Source organism: Janthinobacterium darwini (assembly GCF_051380905.1).
Lineage (GTDB): Bacteria > Pseudomonadota > Gammaproteobacteria > Burkholderiales > Burkholderiaceae_D > Janthinobacterium.
The window spans coordinates 135632-153720 of sequence record NZ_JBNYXX010000006.1 but is presented as its reverse complement, the minus strand read 5'-3'; the positions used below and the strand labels follow the sequence as shown (position 1 = coordinate 153720).

Here is an 18089-nt window from a genome sequence, read left to right as displayed (position 1 = left end):
AGCATTGATATCCATCACGCTCAACGGCGCGCCGCACCAGGTGCCGCCGGGGCAAACCCTCGATCAACTGATCGCCGCGCTGTCGCTGGAAAACCAGGCGCTGGCGCTGGCCGTCAACCGCAATGTGGTGCCGCGCAAGGCGTGGCCGGGACAGGTCTTGCAGGTACAAGACCAGGTTGAAATAGTCCGCGCCATCGGCGGCGGCTAGACTAAGGAAAAGCAATGACAAGTAATAACAACGACGACTTGCTGACTATCGCAGGAAAACAGTACCAATCGCGCTTGCTGGTGGGTAGCGGCAAGTACAAGGACTTGCCACAGACGCGCGAGGCGACGGACGCGGCCGAAGCGCAGATCATCACGGTGGCCATCCGCAGGGTGAATATCGGGCAAGATCCGAACGCGCCCAGCCTGCTCGATTTTGTGCCGCCGGACCAGTACACGATCTTGCCGAACACGGCCGGCTGCTACAACGCGAAAGATGCCGTCTACACCCTGCAACTGGCGCGCGAGCTGCTGGGCGGGCGCAATCTGGTCAAGCTGGAAGTGCTGGGCGATGAAAAGACCCTGTTTCCGCATATGCCGGAAACCCTGATCGCGGCCGAAGCGCTGGTCAAGGATGGCTTTGACGTAATGGTCTACTGCAGCGACGACCCCATCCAGGCGAAGATTTTGGAAGACATCGGCTGCGTGGCTGTCATGCCGCTGGCGTCACTGATCGGTTCGGGCATGGGCATATTGAATCCGTGGAATTTGTCGCTGATCATAGACCAGGCGAAAGTGCCCGTGCTCGTCGATGCTGGCGTGGGCACGGCGTCGGATGCGGCCATTGCCATGGAACTCGGTTGCGATGGCGTGCTGATGAATACGGCCATTGCCGGCGCGCGCGACCCCGTGCGCATGGCGCATGCGATGAAGCAGGCCGTGCGGGCCGGGCGTCTAGCGTTTCTGGCGGGCCGCATGCCCCGTAAATTCGCCGCCTCGCCGTCGTCGCCGATGGCCGGCCGCCTGGCGTGACGGGGCGACAGCGTCTGCCGTGTCGTCCGGTTGTGCTGGTGTTTGCCGGCCTCGATCCTTCCGGCGGCGCCGGCATCGCCGCCGATATCGTGGCCATTGCGGCGCAGGGTGCGCATGCCTTGCCCGTCATCACGGCGCTGACGGTGCAGGACAACGACCGCGTGTTTGCTGTCGAACCGGTGGCGCCGGAATTGCTGCGCCGGCAGGCGCAGGCGCTGATAGCCAAGATCGCCATTCACGCCGTCAAGATCGGCATCCCCGGCAGTGCCGCGAATGCAGCCGTCATCGCGCAACTGATCGCGCAATTGCGGCTGGCCCGCCCCACCTTGCCCGTGGTGCTAGACCCCGTGCTGGCCAGCGGTCATGGCGATGTGCTTAGCCGTGACGACGCGGTGATGGCGCTGGCACCCTTGCTGCCGCTGACGACCGTCATCGTGCCGAACGGGCCGGAAGCGCTGGCACTGGGCGGCGAAGAAAACCTGCGCGCGCAAGGCTGCAAGCACGTGCTGGTGACGGGCGGCCATGGCGAGGGCGAGGTGATCGTCAACCGCTGGATAGACGCGAATGGCGGCGAGCGAGCGTGGCGCTGGCCACGCCTGCCTGGCCAATTCCACGGCAGCGGCTGCACTCTGGCGTCCGCCATCGCGGCGCGTCTGGCGCTGGGAGAGGCGCTGCCGGACGCGCTTGATCTGGCGCAAGCCTATTGCCATGCGGCCTTGTCCGATGCGTATGCCATTGCGCCAGGCCAGCTCATGCCCCAACGATTCATTCAATAAGGAAAACATCATGCGTGGACTGTATCTGGTCACTCCGAACTGGGATGACACCGACCGCCTGCTCGACGTGAGCGAGCAAGCCTTGCAGGAAGGCGTGGCTCTGCTGCAATACCGCCACAAGAGCGCCGAGGCGCAACAACGGCGCGAACAGGCGGGCGCCCTGCTGGCCCTGGCCCGCAAGTATGGCGTGCCCTTCATCATCAATGACTTTATCGAATTGTGCGAAGAGCTCGACGCCGATGGCGTGCACGTGGGCGGCACGGATGCATCCGTCGCACAGGTGCGCGCGCGCCTAGGCAAGGACAAGATCGTTGGCGCTTCCTGCTATGGCGACATGGCCCTGGCACGAACGGCCGAGGCGGGCGGCGCCAGCTATGTGGCCTTCGGCGGCTTTTATCCGTCGCTGGTGAAAAAATACCCGGTGACCACGCCCCTGGATATGGTGCTGCAAGCCAAACGCGAGATAGCCTTGCCGTGCGTGGTGATCGGCGGCATGACGCCGGAAAACGCGGCACCGCTGGCAGCGCGTGGCGCCGACATGGTGGCGGCCATCAGCAGCGTATTTGGCAAGGCAGGCCAGGCGCACGATGTGAATATTGCAGTGCAGCAATTCAACCAATTGTTTGCGGCGTGAGCATGGGCATGGGGGCTGATTTGGGGGAATAATCGGCATATAATAAGAGCATCTTCATTACCGAGGTTCCTTTACCCATGAGTCAGCCAGCCGCCGCGAAACGCCTAATCCTGATCGTTGACGATGACCAACTCCTGTTGGAATTCCTCGGCGAAATCCTGCGCCATGCCGGCTATGAGACGGCCCTGGCCAATTCGGCCGAAGTGGCGCTGCAAATGGTCGCCCAGCGCGAGCCGGACCTGGCCTTGCTCGACATCCATATGCCGGGCATGTCGGGCCTGGAACTGGCCAAGCGCCTGCATGGCGAGACGGGCGTGCCATTCATGTTCCTGTCCGGCAGCGGCGACAGCGAATCGGGCAAGCAGGCGGCCGCCTACGGCGCCGTCGGCTACGTGGTGAAACCCGTCGATGAAGGCCGCTTGATGCCCGCCTTCGAAGCGGGCCTGGCGCGCGCCGATGAAATCCGCCAGCTCCGGCGCACCGAGCTGAACCTGAACGCGGCCCTGGCCGCCGGCCGCGAAACCAGCCTGGCCGTCGGCTTGCTGATGGGCAAGTTCCAGACGGACCGCAACACGGCTTTCGAGGTGCTGCGCGACCACGCCCGCTCCAGCCGCCGCAAGATCAATGAAATCGCCAGCCAGCTGCTGCTGGCCGAAGAAACCCTGAACGGCTTGCATGGCGCCTTCCTCAACAGGGCGAAAACCAAGTAAGCGTTGCACCGGCGCCGGCGTGGCACGTCGGCGCCTGCCTTGTTATGATGTGACGATATGGCGCGCTGGCGCGCCTGGTTCAACCATAGACAGGACATACATGAAAACCAAAGCAGCGATTGCATGGAAGGCGGGCGCGCCTTTGACCATCGAAGAAGTCGACCTGGCGGGCCCGCGCGAGGGCGAGGTACTGGTCGAAATCAAGGCCACGGGCATTTGCCACACCGATTACTACACCCTGTCGGGCGCCGATCCGGAAGGCATTTTCCCATCCATTCTCGGTCATGAAGGCGCCGGCATCGTCGTCGATGTGGGGCCGGGCGTGAAAAGCCTGAAAAAGGATGACCATGTCATCCCCTTGTACACGCCGGAATGCCGTCAGTGCAAATTCTGCCTGTCGCAAAAAACCAATCTGTGCCAGTCGATCCGCTCGACCCAGGGCCGCGGCCTGATGCCGGACGCGACGTCGCGCTTTTCCATCGACGGCAAACCCATCTTCCACTACATGGGCACGTCCACCTTCTCGAACTACATCGTCGTGCCGGAAATTGCGCTGGCGAAGATCCGCGAAGACGCGCCTTTCGATAAAGTCTGCTACATCGGTTGTGGCGTCACGACGGGCGTGGGCGCCGTGCTGTTTACGGCCAAGGTTGAGGCAGGCGCCAACGTGGTCGTGTTCGGCCTGGGCGGCATCGGCTTGAACGTGATTCAGGCAGCCAAGATGGTGGGCGCAGACAAGATCATCGGCGTGGATATCAACCCGGCGCGCCAGGCCATCGCGCGCAAGTTCGGCATGACGCATTTCGTCAACGCCAACGAAGTGGAAAACGTGGTCGACACCATCGTGCAGCTGACGGACGGCGGCGCCGACTACAGTTTTGAGTGTATCGGCAACACCACCACCATGCGCCAGTCGCTCGAGTGCTGCCACAAGGGCTGGGGCCAGTCCATCATCATCGGCGTCGCCGCGGCCGGCCAGGAAATTTCTACGCGTCCGTTCCAGCTGGTGACGGGACGCGTGTGGAAAGGTTCCGCCTTCGGTGGCGCGCGCGGCCGCACGGACGTGCCGAAGATCGTCGACTGGTATATGGAAGGCAAGCTCAATATCGATGATTTGATCACGCACCGTTTGAAACTGGACGATATCAACCAGGGTTTCGACTTGATGAAGAGCGGCGAATCGATCCGCTCCGTCGTGTTGTACTGATAAACATACGCCGTACCACGGCGTTTTTGCGGAGGCTGCGGCCTCCGTTTTTTTCGTCCGTGGTTTGCCATTCATCGCGCAAGCCTGCCGTCCAGGCCAGCCTTTGTGCAGCCTGTCGCACCGCGCTGGAGACGTGATTCATCCGCCGTTAAAGTCAACGCTCCACTACTTTTGCGACGAGGCAGCCATGTCCACTTCCTATCGTTTGATCCTCAGCCTGGCCGGTATCGTGCTTGGCGGCAGTGCACTGGCCGTGCAGCCGCCCGAGCCGCCCGCGCCACCGGCCGCCCCGGCCGCACCCAGCAAGAAAATCACTATCTCCATGGACAGCGGCGATGGCTATGCGCTCGTCGACAGCAGCGAGGATAGCGTCACCATGGCAGGCCGCGATGTCGATGGCCAGCAGATTAAACAGCTACAGCGTTCGCTCAAGGGGCATTTCCTGTGGTTCCGTGACCAGGGCAAGGGCTATGTGACGCAGGATGCCGCGCTGTTGGCCCGCGTCCGCGACGCCTGGAAGCCATCGCAGCAGCTGGGCTTGCAGATGAGCGGTCTGGGCAAGCAGATGAGCGAGCACGGCAAGGCGATGGGCGAACTGGGCAGCAAGATGGGCGTTCATGGCGCTGCGCAGGCGAATGGCGGTACGCGCGATGCGCAGCAGCTGCAAACGCTGGGCCGCCAGCAGCAGGAACTGGGCCGCAAGATGGGCGAGGCGGCGCGCCGCCAGGCGCAAGCGACCACAGAGACAGCGCGCCGTGCGGCAGGGCGCGAGGTGGAACGCCTGCAGCAGCAGATGGAGGATGCGCAGGATGCCATGGAAGAGGTCAACGATCGCATTGCCGCCACGCAAGAGCGCGAAGCGGCCAAAGTGGATGCGCTGTCGCGCCAGATGGATCAGCGCGGCAAGCCGATGGAAACCCTGGGCAAGCAAATGGAAGCGCTGGGACGCCAGCAGGAAAAGGCATCAAAAGCAGCCGACAAGACCACGCGCCAGGTGATCGCCCAGGCGCTCAGCGAAGGCAAGGCAAAGCTGGTGCGCTGAATGGTGTGCTGAATCAGCGGGCCAGCGGCTTGCGCATCAGGCAGCGCAGCGCCGGATCGTGCCCGTCCTGCGCTTCGCGCGCCAGCTTGAGCGCGTGACCCGCGCCCAGCGCTACGGCATCGATTTCGCTGAAACCGTGACGCGCATAGTAGGGCGCGTTCCAAGGCAGATGGCGGTGGGTGCTCAGTGTCAGGCTGGCGCAGCCCTGCGCCCGGGCGTGGGCCTCCGCCGCGTCAAGCAGGCGCGCGCCCAGTCCCTGCCGTTGATGCAACAGGGCAACGGACAATTCCACGATGAATATCTGGCCGTCAAGCGGCTGGGCTGCCAGGAAACCCGCGGGCCTGTCCTGCCCATCGGCAGCCACCCACACGCCGCCATGCTGCTGCAGCGCCTGCAAGGTGCGCAGTGGCAAGGGTTCACCGTGCGCCAGCCACGCCAAGTCCGCCCCGGCCTGCGCAAACAGGGCCGCGGCACTGCGCTCGACCTGGGCCAGCAGGGGCAAGTCGACCTGGCTGGCCGCGCGGATGGCGTAGCTCACGGCGTCTTCCAGGTGGCGGCCATGGCGCGGTATTGCGCAGGCAGCTGCTCCCGGGCCTCGTCCACGCTGGCATACACTTCATCCTGCACCGTTTCCCAGCGCGCATCGCAGCTGAAGCGGTAGGCGCGCGCCTCGTCGCCGTAGCGGCACACGGCCAGGCCGTGAATGGCGATGGGGGCTGCGCCAGCATGCTCATCGGTGACGTGGCCGAAGGGCAGGTCGGACCAGGCCCAGGCCAGTACGCGGGCGCCGTCGAGGTGAGTGGGTGGTGTCATGGGATACGGGCTGCTGTGTCGGGACGCCGATTGTAGCGCGCACATGGAAAACTGGCGCGACCGCTGGACAAATGCACAGTATTTTTAGCCATGCCGGTATAATCACGGCATGCAAAATCTTCTTCATAACCTCAATCCCGAACAATTGGCTGCCGTCACCTTGCCGGCCCAGCATGCGTTGATCCTGGCTGGCGCCGGTTCGGGCAAGACCCGCGTGCTGACCACCCGCATCGCGTGGCTGATCCAGACTCAGCAGGTATCGCCGCCCGGCATCCTGGCCGTGACCTTTACGAACAAGGCCGCCAAGGAAATGCTCACGCGCCTGTCAGCCATGCTGCCGATCAACACGCGCGGCATGTGGATCGGCACCTTCCACGGCCTGTGCAACCGCTTGCTGCGCACGCACTACCGCGATGCCGCCTTGCCGCAGACCTTCCAGATCCTCGATTCGCAGGATCAATTGTCGGTGATCAAGCGCTTGTTGAAGGCGAACAACATCGATGATGAGAAATTCCCGCCGAAGACGGTGATGTATTTCATCAACAATGCCAAGGATCAGGGCTTGCGCGCCACGGACGTGGAAGCGTACGACGCGCACGAGCGCAAGATGGTCGAGCTGTACCAGCTGTATGACGACCAGTGCCAGCGTGAAGGCGTGGTCGATTTTGCCGAATTGCTGCTGCGCACGTACGAATTGCTCAGCCGCAACCAGCCGCTGCGTGAACACTATCAGGCGCGCTTCCGCCACATCCTCGTGGACGAGTTCCAGGATACGAACAACCTGCAATACAACTGGCTCAAGTTGCTGGCCGGCCACGGCAGCCGCGATGGCGGCGCCCTGTTTGCCGTCGGCGACGATGACCAGAGCATCTACGCGTTTCGCGGCGCCAACGTGGGCAATATGAGCGCCTTCGAGCATGAATTCCAGGTCAAGAACTTGATCAAGCTGGAGCAGAACTACCGCTCGCATGGCCACATCCTCGACAGCGCTAACGTGCTGATCGCGAACAATAGCAAGCGCCTGGGCAAGAATCTGCGCACGGACGCGGGCCATGGCGAGCAGGTGCGCGTGTACGAAGCCAGTTCCGACTTGCAGGAAGCGCAGTGGATCATCGAAGAGGCGAAAAGCCTGATCGCCGATGGTGCCTCGCGCAGCGAAATCGCTATTCTCTACCGCTCGAACGCGCAGTCGCGCGTGATCGAACATGCGCTGTTTTCAGCCAGTATTCCGTACCACGTGTATGGCGGCCAGCGCTATTTCCAGCGCGCCGAGGTCAAGCACGCGATTGCTTATTTGCAATTGATGGACAATCCGCACAATGACTCCGCTTTCTTGCGCGTGGTCAATTTCCCTACGCGGGGCATCGGCATGCGCTCGATCGAGCAATTGCAGGCCGCGTCGGAACAGTACGGCATCTCGCTGTATGCGTCCGTGCCCTACGTGGCGGGCAAGGCGGGCAGCGTGCTGGCCGGTTTCGTCAAGCTGATCGAGGGCGTACGTTTCGAAACGCAGCAATTGTCCTTGCCCGAAATGGTGCGCGTGGTGCTGGAAGCGAGTACTTTGCTGCAGCATTATCAGAATGAAAAGGAAGGCGCCGACCGCATCGAAAACCTGGAGCAGATGGTCAGCGCGGCCAGCCAGTTCGTTTCCGAAGAAGGTTTCGGCCAGGCAGCACCGGCCCATCTGGGGCCAGCCGCCCAGGCGCAGGCGGGCGCGCCCGTCGTCAACCAGGATGGCATCGAAATTCTGGATGCCGATGCGCCGCTGCCGGCCGTGATGTCGCCGCTCTCCGCTTTCCTGTCGCACGCGTCGCTGGAAGCGGGCGATAACCAGGCGCAGGCGGGCCAGGATGCGCTGCAGATGATGACGGTGCACTCGGCCAAGGGCCTTGAATTCGACAACGTGTTCATCACAGGCCTGGAAGAGGGCCTGTTCCCGCACGAAAGCAGCTCGAAGGAAGAAAACGGCGTGGAAGAAGAACGCCGCCTGATGTACGTGGCGATCACGCGCGCGCGCAAGCGGTTGTATATGAGCTTTTCGCAGACGCGCATGCTGCACGGCCAGACGCGCTATAACATGAAGTCGCGCTTCTTCGATGAATTACCGGAAGAAGCGCTGAAATGGCTGTCGCCCAAGGTACAGGCGAACTGGTTCGGTAACCGCAAGTCGGCCTGGGACGAGGCGCCGCGCGTTGCCAGCCTGGGTTCGGACAATGCGATTGCGCAAAAGATCGCGCAAAAAGCCACGGGTGGCGGCTGGCGCATCGGCGAATCGGTGGCGCACGCCAAGTTCGGCGAAGGCGTGATCGTCAATATCGAAGGCGGCGGCGGCAATGCGCGCGCGCAGATCAACTTCGGCCAGCATGGCATGAAGGTGCTGGACCTGGGGATTGCGAAACTGGAACGGCTGGGACGGTGATCTGGCAGGGTGCGTAGGTCGGATTAGCGTAGCGTAATCCGACACCATTGTTGGCCTCGCAGCGTCGGATTACGCGGCGTGCCGCCGCTAATCCGACCTACGCCTGACCGGCGATCACTCGCCGGTCTTGTCCAGCGACACCGTCTTGCTCTCATCGACGGGCACGCCGAAGATCTGGCGGTAGGCGGCGTAGAACGAGCAATGCATGATGATGGTGAGTAGCATCGACAGCGGCATCATCAGTTGCATCATCAGCGGCGTGCGGCCAAAGATGACGGCCAGCAACTGGCTGGTGACGACGCTGATGGCGAACCAGGTGGAAGCGAAGACGATGAAGGCCGACAGCGAACGCCAGACGGCGAAAAAGCTGAAGAACAGCGCCTTGCCCAAACCGGTTTTTCTCCAGTAGATCAGCGGCGCGGCAAAGCAGAAGGCCATGGCGGCCGGCACATACAGCACGATGGCCAGTAGGATGCCCAGGCCCAGGCGTGATTCGGGGATGGCGGTGCGCGCCGCTTCTTCCGTCAGTTGCCCCGTGACCAGTTGCCACAGCAAACCGTCGTCCACCAGAGTCGAGGCGCCTATGGCCGCGATGGCCATCAGGATGTACAACACGCCCAGGCCCAACAGGGAAGGAAACGCCGGCTTGCGGAAGCCCGAGATCAACAGGCTGGGCAAGACGCGCTTGCCCTGGTCGATATTCAGGCAGCCTTGCACGAAGGCCACGGAAAACACGGGGACGAGGATGACGGGCAGCAATTGGCCGAGCAGGGGCACGATGCTGACGGCCAGCATGCAGAACATATAGCCGAGAAACAGCATCGACATGCCGCCAGGTTGCTTGCGAAACAGGGCGAAGCCTTGTTTCACCCATTGCCAACCTGTACTTGCAGGTAATTTTTCCATGTTTAAAACAGTTCCGGAGCAGGTGTGGCGATACGTTCGCGCAGAATGCGTTCGAAATGCGCCGGATCGTGCGGGGTCAGCATTTCCGCTTCGCGCGGCTGGTAATAATCGTACAGGCGCGACAGCCAGAAGCGCAGCGCGGCGGCGCGCAGCATTGCTTGCCATGCCGTCTGTTCTTCGTGCGTGAACGGGCGCACGGCCCGGTAGGCGTCGAGCAGGGCGCGCACGCGCACCGTGTCGAGCACGCCCGTGGCCAGGTTGACGCACCAGTCGTTGACGGTGACGGCCACATCGAACAGCCAGGTGTCGCAGCCGGCAAAGTAAAAGTCGAAAAAGCCCGTCAGTTGCTCGCCGTCAAACATGACATTGTTGCGGAATAAGTCGGCATGCACGGGGCCGCGCGGGATGGCTTTATACATAGCGCAGGCAGCGAAGGCATCCTGGAAATGGATTTCCGCGCGCAGCAAATGCGCCTTGGCATCGTCGAGGTGGTGCAAGACCAGCGGCGTGGTGGTGTTCCACCAGTCCAGGCCGCGCAGATTTGGCTGCTGCAGGGGGAAGTCCTGCCCCGCCAGGTGCATCTTCGCCAGCATGGCGCCGACAGCCGCGCAATGCACGGCTTGCGGCGCCATCTGCGAGGTGCCGTCGAGTTTGCTGACGATGGCGGCCGGCTTGCCCTGCAGTGCCGTCACCAGTTCGCCATCGGCATTGGCGATCGGTGCGGGCACCAGCACGCCCCGGTCCGCCAAATGGCGCATCAGTTGCAGATAGAACGGCAATTGCTCGAAGCTGAGGTTTTCAAAGATCGTCAGCACGTACTCGCCGCGCTCCGTGCTCAGGAAGAAATTGCTGTTTTCGATGCCGGACGCGATGCCCTTGAGCGCCAGAGGTTTGCCGAGTGGAAACTGCGTGAGCCACGGGCCGATATCGTCCAGGTGTAGCGCGGTAAAAACTGCCATGGGAAAGAGAGGAGTGGTCTAAAAGGTCAAAAAAAGCCGGCTGTCCCGCAGGTGGCCGGGACAGGGCAGAGGAGAGTGGCTGCTTACTTCGCTGTTGCGGGCGGTGCTGGCGCGTCCACTGCCTCTTCATCGCGTTGTTTCTGTTTCTTCTTGCCCAGGTCGAATTCCAGCACTTTCCATTGCGGGCCGCGCAGGGCGTTGCCGTTGGCCTGGTCGGCGCCGGCGGCCGGCTTCATGTAATAGGTGCTGCCGCCCGTCGTCACTTTCACTTCGGACGTCACGCCGGCTTCGCGTTTTTCGGTAATCTGCTGCTTGGCGGGGGCCGGCGCCACGGTGATGGGCGCTTCGCCCATTTCCTCGATACGCTCGAGCTTTGGCGGCGCTTCGCTCGGTTTGGCCGGCGTCTGGGCGCTGGCGATGGCCGAACATGCCAGCAGGGGCAGGGCGAGGAATGTCCAGAGTGTCGAGGTACGCATCATGATGGGTTCGCTTCCATGTGTGGGACTGCAGCGCGTGCAGTGCTGTATTGCCGTCAATTTATCTATAGGGCATTGTAACAAACTGGTAGGCAATGCTGCTTAACACGGCTGATTAAATGCGCGGAAATAGGCCCTGGCCGCCGTGCAGGTGGCCAGGCGGGGGCTTCGCCATGGCAAACGGCGCAAAATCGGGGGCCGCGTCCCCGGTGGCGCGGACCTAAACTCTGCGATAATTGTGCGATATTCCGCCCGCCGCTGTTTCTTCCCTGCTGGCGCGGCTCACCTTATTTTATTGGCATTATGCAAAACACCCTGCTGTTAGTCGACGGTTCCAGTTACCTTTATCGCGCCTTCCATGCGCTGCCAGACTTGCGCAGCCCGGACGGCTATCCCACGGGCGCCATGCACGGCATGGTCAATATGCTGCGCCGCCTGCGCGCCGATTACCCGGCCGCCTATATCGCCTGCGTGTTCGATGCCAAGGGTAAAACTTTCCGCGATGACATGTATCCCGAGTACAAGGCCACGCGCGCCTCGATGCCGGACGACCTGCGCCTGCAGATCGAACCCATCCACGAAGCCGTGCGCGCCATGGGCTGGCCTATCTTGATGGTCGACGGCGTGGAAGCCGATGACGTGATCGGCACCCTGGCCGTGCAGGCTGCGGCAGCGGGCATGAACGTGGTGGTCTCCACTGGCGACAAGGACCTGGCGCAGCTGGTCAACAGCCAGGTGACCCTGATCAATACCATGAGCAATGAAAAGCTCGATGAGGCGGCCGTGCTGGCCAAGTTCGGCGTGCCGCCGAACCGCATCATCGATTATCTGTCGCTGATCGGCGATACGGTGGACAACGTGCCGGGCGTATCGAAATGCGGCCCGAAAACGGCCGTCAAATGGCTGACCTTGTACGACAGCCTGGAAGGTGTGATGGAAAACGCGGCCAAGGTGGGCGGCGCCGTGGGTGAACACCTGCGCACGGCCCTGCCCTGGCTGCCGCAGGCGCGCGCCTTGATCACCGTCAAGACGGATTGCGATTTGTCCGGCCACATGACGACGATCGCCGACTCGCTGGTGGCGAAACACGAAGACAAGGAAGCGCTGCTGGCTTTCTTCAACCGCTACGGCTTCAAGGCCCTGCTGCGCGAACTGGGTGCCACGCCGCCGCCGATGTCACCAGTCGGTGCGCCAGTTGCGGCCGGTGCTGCCGCCAATACCACGGGCGACATGTTTGCCGACGCCGCGCCAACGGTGGAAGCCGTGTATGAAACCGTGCTGACGGACGAGCAGCTCGATAAATGGCTGGCCCTGATCGACGCGGCGCCCCTGACGGCCGTGGACACGGAAACCACCTCGCTGGAACCGATGACGGCGCAAATGGTTGGCATTTCCCTGTCCGTTGCCGAGCACGCCGCCTGCTACATCCCGCTCGCCCACGACTATGCGGGCGCGCCCGAGCAATTAACGCGTGAACACGTGCTGGCGAAACTGCGTCCATGGCTGGAAGATGCGAACAAGCCCAAGCTGGGCCAGAATCTGAAGTATGACAGCCACATCTTCGCCAACCATGGCGTGATTCTGCGCGGCATCGCCCACGATACCCTGCTGGAATCGTATGTGTTCGAATCGCACAAGAAGCACGACATGGACAGCCTGGCCCTGCGCCACCTGAATTACACGACGATTCCGTTCGAAGACGTGTGCGGCAAGGGCGCCAAGCAGATCACCTTCAATCAGGTTGAGGTAGGGCAGGCGGCCAAGTATGCGGCAGAGGACGCCGATGTGACTTTGCGTTTGCACAATGCCATGTGGGGCAATGTGGCGAACGATGACAAGCTGACTTTCATCTATGAAAAGGTCGAGATGCCGACGGCCGTGGTCTTGCAAAAGATCGAGCGCAACGGTGTGCTGATCGATGACGCATTGCTCAACATCCAGTCGGCCGAACTGGCCGTGAAAATCCTCGAACTGGAAAAGAAGGCGTATGAACTGGCCGAGCAGCCGTTTAACCTGGGCTCGCCCAAGCAGATCGGTGAAATCTTCTTCGAGAAGCTGAGGTTGCCAGTGGTCAAGAAGACGCCGACGGGCGCGCCATCGACCGATGAAGAAGTGCTGCAAAAGTTGGCCGAGGATTATCCGCTCCCGAAGGTGCTGCTGGAATACCGCGGCATGGCCAAGCTGAAATCGACCTACACGGACAAATTGCCGAAGATGATCAACGTCACCACGGGCAGGGTGCATACGAACTACGCGCAAGCCGTGGCCGTGACGGGGCGCTTGGCGTCGAACGACCCGAACTTGCAGAATATTCCCATCCGCAGCGCGGAAGGCCGCCGCATCCGCGAAGCCTTTATCGCGCCGCCAGGCAGCCACATCGTCTCGGCCGATTATTCGCAGATCGAATTGCGCATCATGGCGCACATTTCGGGCGACGAAGCCATGCTGCGCGCGTTTGCCGACGGCATCGACATTCACCGGGCCACGGCCGCCGAAATCTTTGGCGTGCCGGCTGCGGAAGTGCAGAGCGAACAGCGCCGCTATGCGAAAGTCATCAACTTCGGTTTGATCTACGGCATGAGCGCGTTTGGCCTGGCCGGTAACCTGGGCGTGGACCGCACGGCCGCGCAAAGCTATATCGACCGCTACTTTGCGCGTTTTTCTGGCGTGAAACAGTATATGGAAGACACGCGCCAGCAAGCCAAGGCGCGCGGTTACGTGGAAACGGTGTTTGGTCGCCGTTTGTGGTTGCCGGAAATCAATTCGCCGAACGGTCCACGCCGCCAGGGTGCGGAACGGGCGGCGATCAACGCGCCCATGCAGGGCACGGCCGCCGACCTGATCAAGCTGGCCATGATCGCCGTGCAAGACTGGCTGGAGACGGACAATTTGCAGACGAAGATGATCATGCAGGTGCACGATGAACTGGTGCTGGAAGTGCCGGACGCCGAGCTCGAATTGGTCAAGCGCAAGCTGCCTGAGCTGATGGCCGGCGTGGCCGAGCTGAAAGTGCCGCTGACGGCCGAGGTAGGAGTAGGCAAGAACTGGGACGAAGCGCACTGATGCGGTGTCGGCTTACGCGGGGCATGCCCCGCTAGGCTGACCTACATGTTTAACATTAGCATTGACCGTAGGTCGGCTTAGCGCGCAGCGCGTAAGCCGACATTTTTTGTCAACACACCTTTCAGGAGAAACGCATGAGCAACATGATCACCGATTGTGAAAGTTTGCTGGGCCAGAGCAGCTTGTCCGGGCCGGACGGCCGGCGTGGTTTCCTGAAGGTGGCGCTGGGGACCGGTTTTGCCGTGGCCGTGCTGCCCGTGGCGGCGCAAAACGTCATCAAGACGGATTCCGCCGGACTCGTCACGGGCACCATGTCGGTGATGGTCGATGGCCAGGCCGTGCCCGTATATGCGGCGCAGCCTGAGGGCAAGACGGGCTTGCCCGTGGTCCTGGTCATTTCGGAAATCTTTGGCGTGCATGAACATATCGCCGACATGGCGCGCCGCTTCGCCAAACAGGGTTATCTGGCGCTGGCGCCCGATTTGTTCGTGCGCCAGGGCGATCCTACCAAGGTCAGCAGTATTCCGGAACTCATGAAAGGCATCATTGCCAAGACGCCGGACGCGCAAGTGATGGCGGATCTCGATGCTGTTGTTGCGTGGGCGAAACAGAATGGCGGCGACACCAGCCGCCTGGGCATCACGGGCTTTTGCTGGGGTGGGCGCATCACCTGGCTGTACGCGGCGCACAATCCGGCCGTCAAGGCAGGCGTGGCCTGGTATGGCCGTCTGGTGGGCGAACCGACTCCCTTGCAGCCAAGCAACCCCATCGATTTCGCCGCCACCTTGAAGATCCCCGTGCTGGGCTTGTATGGCGGCAAGGATACGGGCATTCCGCAGGAATCGATCGCCAAGATGAAAGACGCGCTGGCCAAGGGCGGCAACAAGTCGGAATTTGTCGTCTACCCAGATGCGGGCCACGCCTTCAATGCCGATTACCGTCCCAGCTATGTGGCGGCCGATGCGAAAGACGGCTATGTCCGTTGTTTAGCCTGGTTTAAAAAGCATGGCGTTGCCTGAGGTTGCAAGCTGAACGGCGCTAAAAGTGCCTGATTGGCACATTTTTCCATCCCTTGACGCGAAAGGCGCACCGGGCTGTAAAATGCCCGGTGCGCGTCAATGCAGTACAATTGCATCTTCATCGCGCTACGCTGCCGCCAAACGCGCAAAAAATTAAATAATAGATAACAACGCATTCATCAGGCCAGACGCCAGCATCGCGGGCGCCAGTGACCCGGCGCCATTTTGAGGTAAGAAAATCATCGATCCCGTCCTTATATCCATTTTGCTCGCGACCACGATCGCGGGCGTCTTCAGCATTACTGCGGCGGCGATCTTTTCGTTTGCATTCCTGTCCAAGGTGGTCGAGCGCATGGTCAGCTTGTCCGTCGGCATCATGCTGTCGACGTCCCTGCTGCACGCCTTGCCCGAAGCGTTCGAGTCGCAGGCGGATCCGCGCAGCCTGTTCGCCACCCTGCTGGCGGGCTTGCTGGCCTTTTTCATGCTGGAAAAGTTCGCCATCCTGCGCCATTCGCACCACCATGAAGGCGATGGCCACCACCATGCGCACGGCCACGACAAGCACGAGGCGGGCAAGTCCGGCTGGATGATCCTGGTCGGCGATGGGATGCACAACTTCACGGACGGCATTTTGATCGCCGCCGCTTTCCTGGCCGACCCGAAGCTAGGCCTGGTTACTGGCCTGGCCATCATCGCGCATGAAATCCCGCAGGAAATCGGCGACTTCATCGTGCTGCTCAATGCGGGTTTCTCGCGCCTGCGCGCCTACGTCTTCAATCTGCTGTGCAGCCTGATGGCGGTGGCGGGTGGCTTGCTTGGCTATTTCACCCTGGACCGCGCCAGCAACCTGATTCCTTATGTGCTCGTGTTCGCCTCGTCCGGCTTCATCTATATTGCCTTGTCCGACCTGATGCCGCAGATGCAGCGCCGCGCCACCTTGCGCGAAACCATCCCGCAAGTGCTGCTCATCGCGCTGGGCGTGTGTATCGTGCTGTTCCTCACGCACAAGCGCCACGGCGGTTGAGGCGCCGTTCTACCGGCGCAGTGTCACCTATGCTATATTGCCTTTTTGATTAACTTGAACAGAAAGGAGGAAAATATAATGGAAGAAAACCTGTTGCTCGCCTTGTGGCGCGCACGCTCTTTAAGCGCATTTGCCCGCTCTTGCCCACGTTCTATCGCGCTGCGATAACCTGGCCAGAGCAAAGTTACCCTCCTACACGAGTCCTTTCCTGGTACTCCGTTGTCGTTAGCGCTCCTGTTAACGCGGATGCTTGCATCCCGAACAAAGACAAGAGCCATGACTACCCTTATCTCGACACAAGCTTTACAGCTGGATACCCACGACGGTTTCCTGTTCAACGAACTCGCCTTTACCTTGCGCCAGGGCGACCGCATCGGCCTGATCGGCCACAATGGTTGCGGCAAATCCACCTTGCTGGGCTTGCTCAGCGGCGCGCGGGAAGCGACTGCAGGCATCATCCATGTCGCCCGTGCCTGCCGCTTGCAGCACGTGGAGCAGCACTTGCCGGCCGAACTTGCCAGCCTGAGCCTGTACGACGCCTTGCTGGCGCCCGTGCTGGAGCAACCCGAGCTGCATTGGCGGGTCGACAGCCTGCTGGCCGAACTGGGTTTCGACCCTGATACGGCGCAAGTGCCCGTGCATGCGCTATCCGGCGGCCAGCACACGCGGCTGCTGCTGGGGCGCGCCCTGCTGCAGGAACCGAATGTGCTGCTGCTGGACGAGCCGAGCAATCACCTGGACTTGCCGTCGCTGCTGTGGCTGGAGCAATTCCTGCTGACTTGGCGCGGCGCCTTCATCCTCGTCTCGCACGACCAGCGCCTGCTCGACAACGTGGCCACGCGCAGCTGGATCTTGCGCGATAGCCGCCTGTACGACTTCGATTTGCCGTGCGGCCCCGCGCTGGCGGCGCTGGCCGAAGCCGATCTTGCCGCTGCCGCCCGGCATGCGGCCGAGCAGAAGGAAATCGACCGCCTGTCCGCCAGCAGCGCCCGCCTGGCCCTGTGGGGCCGCACCTATGACAATGAAGACCTGGCGCGCAAGGCCAAGACCATGCAGCGGCGCATCGACAAGTTGAAGGATGCGCAATCGTTCGTCAGCGATGGCGCGCCCTGGCGCTTGAGTTTGCGCGGCAAGGCGCTGGCTGCCGACCAGCTGCTGGCGCTCGATGGACTGGACGTGCGCGCCGTAGCTGCCTCGCCGCTGCTTTTCCACGTTGATCAGCTGTGGCTGAAACCGGGCGACCGCATCGCCTTGCTGGGTGCCAACGGCAGCGGCAAGTCGTCCTTGCTGCGCCTGTGCTGGCAAGCGATCCAGGCGCAGGACGAACGGGCCGACTTGCGTTATCACAAGGCGGCGAACATCGGCTATTACGACCAGTCGCTCAGGCAACTGGCCGATACGGCTGACTTGTCCGACGCCTTGTACCCGTTTGCCGTGCAAAACGAGGCCGCACGCAGCCAGGTGGCGCGCAAGCAAGCCTTGATTGCCGCCGGTTTTCCGTATGCGCGCCATGGACAGACAGTGGCGACCCTGAGTGGCGGCGAGCGGGCGCGGCTGTTGTTCCTGGGGCTGTCCCTGGCCAGTTATCACTTGCTGCTGCTCGACGAACCGAGCAACCACCTGGACATGCAGGGCAAGGTGGAACTGGGCCAAGCCCTGCGCGGCTTTGAAGGGGGCTGCCTGCTGGTATCGCACGACCGCGACCTGATCGAGACAGCGTGCAACCGTTTTTGGGTGGTGGCCGATGGCCAGCTGGAAGAGTGGCCCGATGCCGCCAGCGCGTATGCACGGCTGAGCACGGAGGATGGGCAGGCGCTGACACCTGCTCCGCGCGTGGAGAATGCGTCTGCGGTACTGACGGACATCGACGTGCAGCTGGAGCGCTTGTGTGAACTGGAGCAATTGCTGGCCGAGGACCTGGCCCGCAAGGCGCGCCACCAGAAGCCGGCCAGCCAGCAGGCGTGGCTGGCGGAACTGGCGCGCTTGAATCAGTCGCTGGGGATAAGCTCGTAGTTATCCACCGG

General features: G+C 62.1%; 18 protein-coding genes. 12 read left to right on the top strand and 6 right to left on the bottom strand.

Going from position 1 to position 18089, the window contains the following annotated elements; translation table 11 throughout:
* Positions 1-4: 4 nt before the first annotated feature.
* From thiS to ACQ4WZ_RS25195, 7 genes are all read left to right on the top strand, one after another.
* Complete coding sequence (gene thiS, locus ACQ4WZ_RS25225; RefSeq protein WP_071079564.1) at positions 5-208, top strand: sulfur carrier protein ThiS; 204 nt, start codon at positions 5-7, stop codon at positions 206-208.
* A gap of 14 nt (positions 209-222) precedes the next feature.
* Positions 223-1017: a thiazole synthase gene (locus tag ACQ4WZ_RS25220; RefSeq protein WP_436574765.1), complete on the top strand. Its 795-nt coding sequence runs from the start codon at positions 223-225 to the stop codon at positions 1015-1017.
* Entirely contained in the window at positions 1014-1793 is a 780-nt protein-coding gene (gene thiD / locus ACQ4WZ_RS25215) for a bifunctional hydroxymethylpyrimidine kinase/phosphomethylpyrimidine kinase (protein WP_436574764.1), read from the top strand. Before ACQ4WZ_RS25220 ends, thiD begins: the two co-directional genes overlap by 4 nt.
* Positions 1794-1803: 10 nt before the next feature.
* Positions 1804-2427 (top strand): thiamine phosphate synthase, encoded by a 624-nt coding sequence (gene thiE / locus ACQ4WZ_RS25210; RefSeq protein ID WP_133988661.1) that lies wholly within the window; start codon positions 1804-1806, stop codon positions 2425-2427.
* A gap of 77 nt (positions 2428-2504) precedes the next feature.
* Entirely contained in the window at positions 2505-3137 is a 633-nt protein-coding gene (locus ACQ4WZ_RS25205; RefSeq protein WP_096233822.1) for an ANTAR domain-containing response regulator, read from the top strand.
* 100 nt (positions 3138-3237) lie between these two features.
* Positions 3238-4344, top strand: a complete 1107-nt coding sequence (locus ACQ4WZ_RS25200) for an S-(hydroxymethyl)glutathione dehydrogenase/class III alcohol dehydrogenase (RefSeq protein WP_034749160.1) — start codon at positions 3238-3240, stop codon at positions 4342-4344.
* Between the two features lie 187 nt (positions 4345-4531).
* Entirely contained in the window at positions 4532-5386 is an 855-nt protein-coding gene (locus ACQ4WZ_RS25195; protein WP_436574763.1) for a hypothetical protein, read from the top strand.
* A 13-nt stretch (positions 5387-5399) separates the two neighbouring features.
* Here the strand turns inward: ACQ4WZ_RS25195 and ACQ4WZ_RS25190 are convergent, their stop codons facing one another.
* The gene (locus tag ACQ4WZ_RS25190; protein WP_436574762.1) at positions 5400-5924 is read right to left on the bottom strand and encodes a GNAT family N-acetyltransferase; all 525 of its coding nucleotides are present in this window, start codon (positions 5922-5924) and stop codon (positions 5400-5402) included.
* Positions 5921-6199 carry a hypothetical protein gene (locus ACQ4WZ_RS25185; RefSeq protein ID WP_436574761.1) on the bottom strand — a complete coding sequence of 93 codons (279 nt, stop codon included), beginning with the start codon at positions 6197-6199 and terminating at the stop codon, positions 5921-5923. Before ACQ4WZ_RS25185 ends, ACQ4WZ_RS25190 begins: the two co-directional genes overlap by 4 nt.
* 109 nt (positions 6200-6308) lie before the next feature.
* Between ACQ4WZ_RS25185 and ACQ4WZ_RS25180 the strand changes: the two genes are divergently transcribed.
* The gene (locus ACQ4WZ_RS25180; RefSeq protein WP_101483844.1) at positions 6309-8618 is read left to right on the top strand and encodes a UvrD-helicase domain-containing protein; all 2310 of its coding nucleotides are present in this window, start codon (positions 6309-6311) and stop codon (positions 8616-8618) included.
* 114 nt (positions 8619-8732) lie between these two features.
* Here ACQ4WZ_RS25180 and ACQ4WZ_RS25175 read toward each other — a convergent pair whose 3' ends face one another.
* The 3 genes from ACQ4WZ_RS25175 to ACQ4WZ_RS25165 all read right to left on the bottom strand — a co-directional run bounded on the left by ACQ4WZ_RS25175 (position 8733) and on the right by ACQ4WZ_RS25165 (position 10962).
* Positions 8733-9524, bottom strand: a complete 792-nt coding sequence (locus ACQ4WZ_RS25175; protein ID WP_101483845.1) for a BPSS1780 family membrane protein — start codon at positions 9522-9524, stop codon at positions 8733-8735.
* Positions 9525-9526: 2 nt separating this feature from the next.
* Positions 9527-10483 carry a homoserine kinase gene (locus ACQ4WZ_RS25170; RefSeq protein WP_436574760.1) on the bottom strand — a complete coding sequence of 319 codons (957 nt, stop codon included), beginning with the start codon at positions 10481-10483 and terminating at the stop codon, positions 9527-9529.
* 83 nt (positions 10484-10566) lie between these two features.
* Positions 10567-10962 carry a hypothetical protein gene (locus tag ACQ4WZ_RS25165; protein WP_436574759.1) on the bottom strand — a complete coding sequence of 132 codons (396 nt, stop codon included), beginning with the start codon at positions 10960-10962 and terminating at the stop codon, positions 10567-10569.
* Positions 10963-11262: 300 nt separating this feature from the next.
* On the opposite strand from ACQ4WZ_RS25165, the gene polA reads away from it, so the two are divergent.
* Both polA and ACQ4WZ_RS25155 read left to right on the top strand, forming a co-directional pair.
* Positions 11263-14022 (top strand): DNA polymerase I, encoded by a 2760-nt coding sequence (gene polA / locus ACQ4WZ_RS25160; protein ID WP_436574758.1) that lies wholly within the window; start codon positions 11263-11265, stop codon positions 14020-14022.
* 134 nt (positions 14023-14156) lie between these two features.
* Positions 14157-15041 carry a dienelactone hydrolase family protein gene (locus tag ACQ4WZ_RS25155; RefSeq protein ID WP_436574757.1) on the top strand — a complete coding sequence of 295 codons (885 nt, stop codon included), beginning with the start codon at positions 14157-14159 and terminating at the stop codon, positions 15039-15041.
* 153 nt (positions 15042-15194) lie between these two features.
* Here the strand turns inward: ACQ4WZ_RS25155 and ACQ4WZ_RS25150 are convergent, their stop codons facing one another.
* Positions 15195-15395 carry a hypothetical protein gene (locus tag ACQ4WZ_RS25150; RefSeq protein ID WP_166674637.1) on the bottom strand — a complete coding sequence of 67 codons (201 nt, stop codon included), beginning with the start codon at positions 15393-15395 and terminating at the stop codon, positions 15195-15197.
* Here ACQ4WZ_RS25150 and ACQ4WZ_RS25145 point away from each other — a divergent pair.
* Together ACQ4WZ_RS25145 and ACQ4WZ_RS25140 are read left to right on the top strand one after the other, a co-directional pair.
* Positions 15307-16065 (top strand): ZIP family metal transporter, encoded by a 759-nt coding sequence (locus ACQ4WZ_RS25145; RefSeq protein WP_101483850.1) that lies wholly within the window; start codon positions 15307-15309, stop codon positions 16063-16065. The two genes, ACQ4WZ_RS25150 and ACQ4WZ_RS25145, sit on opposite strands and share 89 nt — an antisense overlap.
* Positions 16066-16341: 276 nt before the next feature.
* On the top strand, positions 16342-18078 hold the full coding sequence (locus ACQ4WZ_RS25140) for an ABC-F family ATP-binding cassette domain-containing protein (protein ID WP_436574756.1): 1737 nt from the start codon (positions 16342-16344) through the stop codon (positions 18076-18078).
* Positions 18079-18089 lie beyond the last annotated feature (11 nt).

Bases quoted from the DNA above. Each gene is read 5' to 3' on its own strand.
- ACQ4WZ_RS25220 (WP_436574765.1), top strand. From the start codon at position 223: ATGACAAGTAATAACAACGACGACTTGCTGACTATCGCAGGAAAACAG.
- thiE (WP_133988661.1), top strand. From the start codon at position 1,804: ATGCGTGGACTGTATCTGGTCACTCCGAACTGGGATGACACCGACCGC.
- ACQ4WZ_RS25205 (WP_096233822.1), top strand. From the start codon at position 2,505: ATGAGTCAGCCAGCCGCCGCGAAACGCCTAATCCTGATCGTTGACGAT.
- ACQ4WZ_RS25200 (WP_034749160.1), top strand. From the start codon at position 3,238: ATGAAAACCAAAGCAGCGATTGCATGGAAGGCGGGCGCGCCTTTGACC.
- ACQ4WZ_RS25195 (WP_436574763.1), top strand. From the start codon at position 4,532: ATGTCCACTTCCTATCGTTTGATCCTCAGCCTGGCCGGTATCGTGCTT.
- ACQ4WZ_RS25185 (WP_436574761.1), bottom strand. From the start codon at position 6,199: ATGACACCACCCACTCACCTCGACGGCGCCCGCGTACTGGCCTGGGCC.
- ACQ4WZ_RS25180 (WP_101483844.1), top strand. From the start codon at position 6,309: ATGCAAAATCTTCTTCATAACCTCAATCCCGAACAATTGGCTGCCGTC.
- ACQ4WZ_RS25175 (WP_101483845.1), bottom strand. From the start codon at position 9,524: ATGGAAAAATTACCTGCAAGTACAGGTTGGCAATGGGTGAAACAAGGC.
- ACQ4WZ_RS25170 (WP_436574760.1), bottom strand. From the start codon at position 10,483: ATGGCAGTTTTTACCGCGCTACACCTGGACGATATCGGCCCGTGGCTC.
- ACQ4WZ_RS25165 (WP_436574759.1), bottom strand. From the start codon at position 10,962: ATGATGCGTACCTCGACACTCTGGACATTCCTCGCCCTGCCCCTGCTG.
- polA (WP_436574758.1), top strand. From the start codon at position 11,263: ATGCAAAACACCCTGCTGTTAGTCGACGGTTCCAGTTACCTTTATCGC.
- ACQ4WZ_RS25155 (WP_436574757.1), top strand. From the start codon at position 14,157: ATGAGCAACATGATCACCGATTGTGAAAGTTTGCTGGGCCAGAGCAGC.
- ACQ4WZ_RS25150 (WP_166674637.1), bottom strand. From the start codon at position 15,395: ATGCGCTCGACCACCTTGGACAGGAATGCAAACGAAAAGATCGCCGCC.
- ACQ4WZ_RS25140 (WP_436574756.1), top strand. From the start codon at position 16,342: ATGACTACCCTTATCTCGACACAAGCTTTACAGCTGGATACCCACGAC.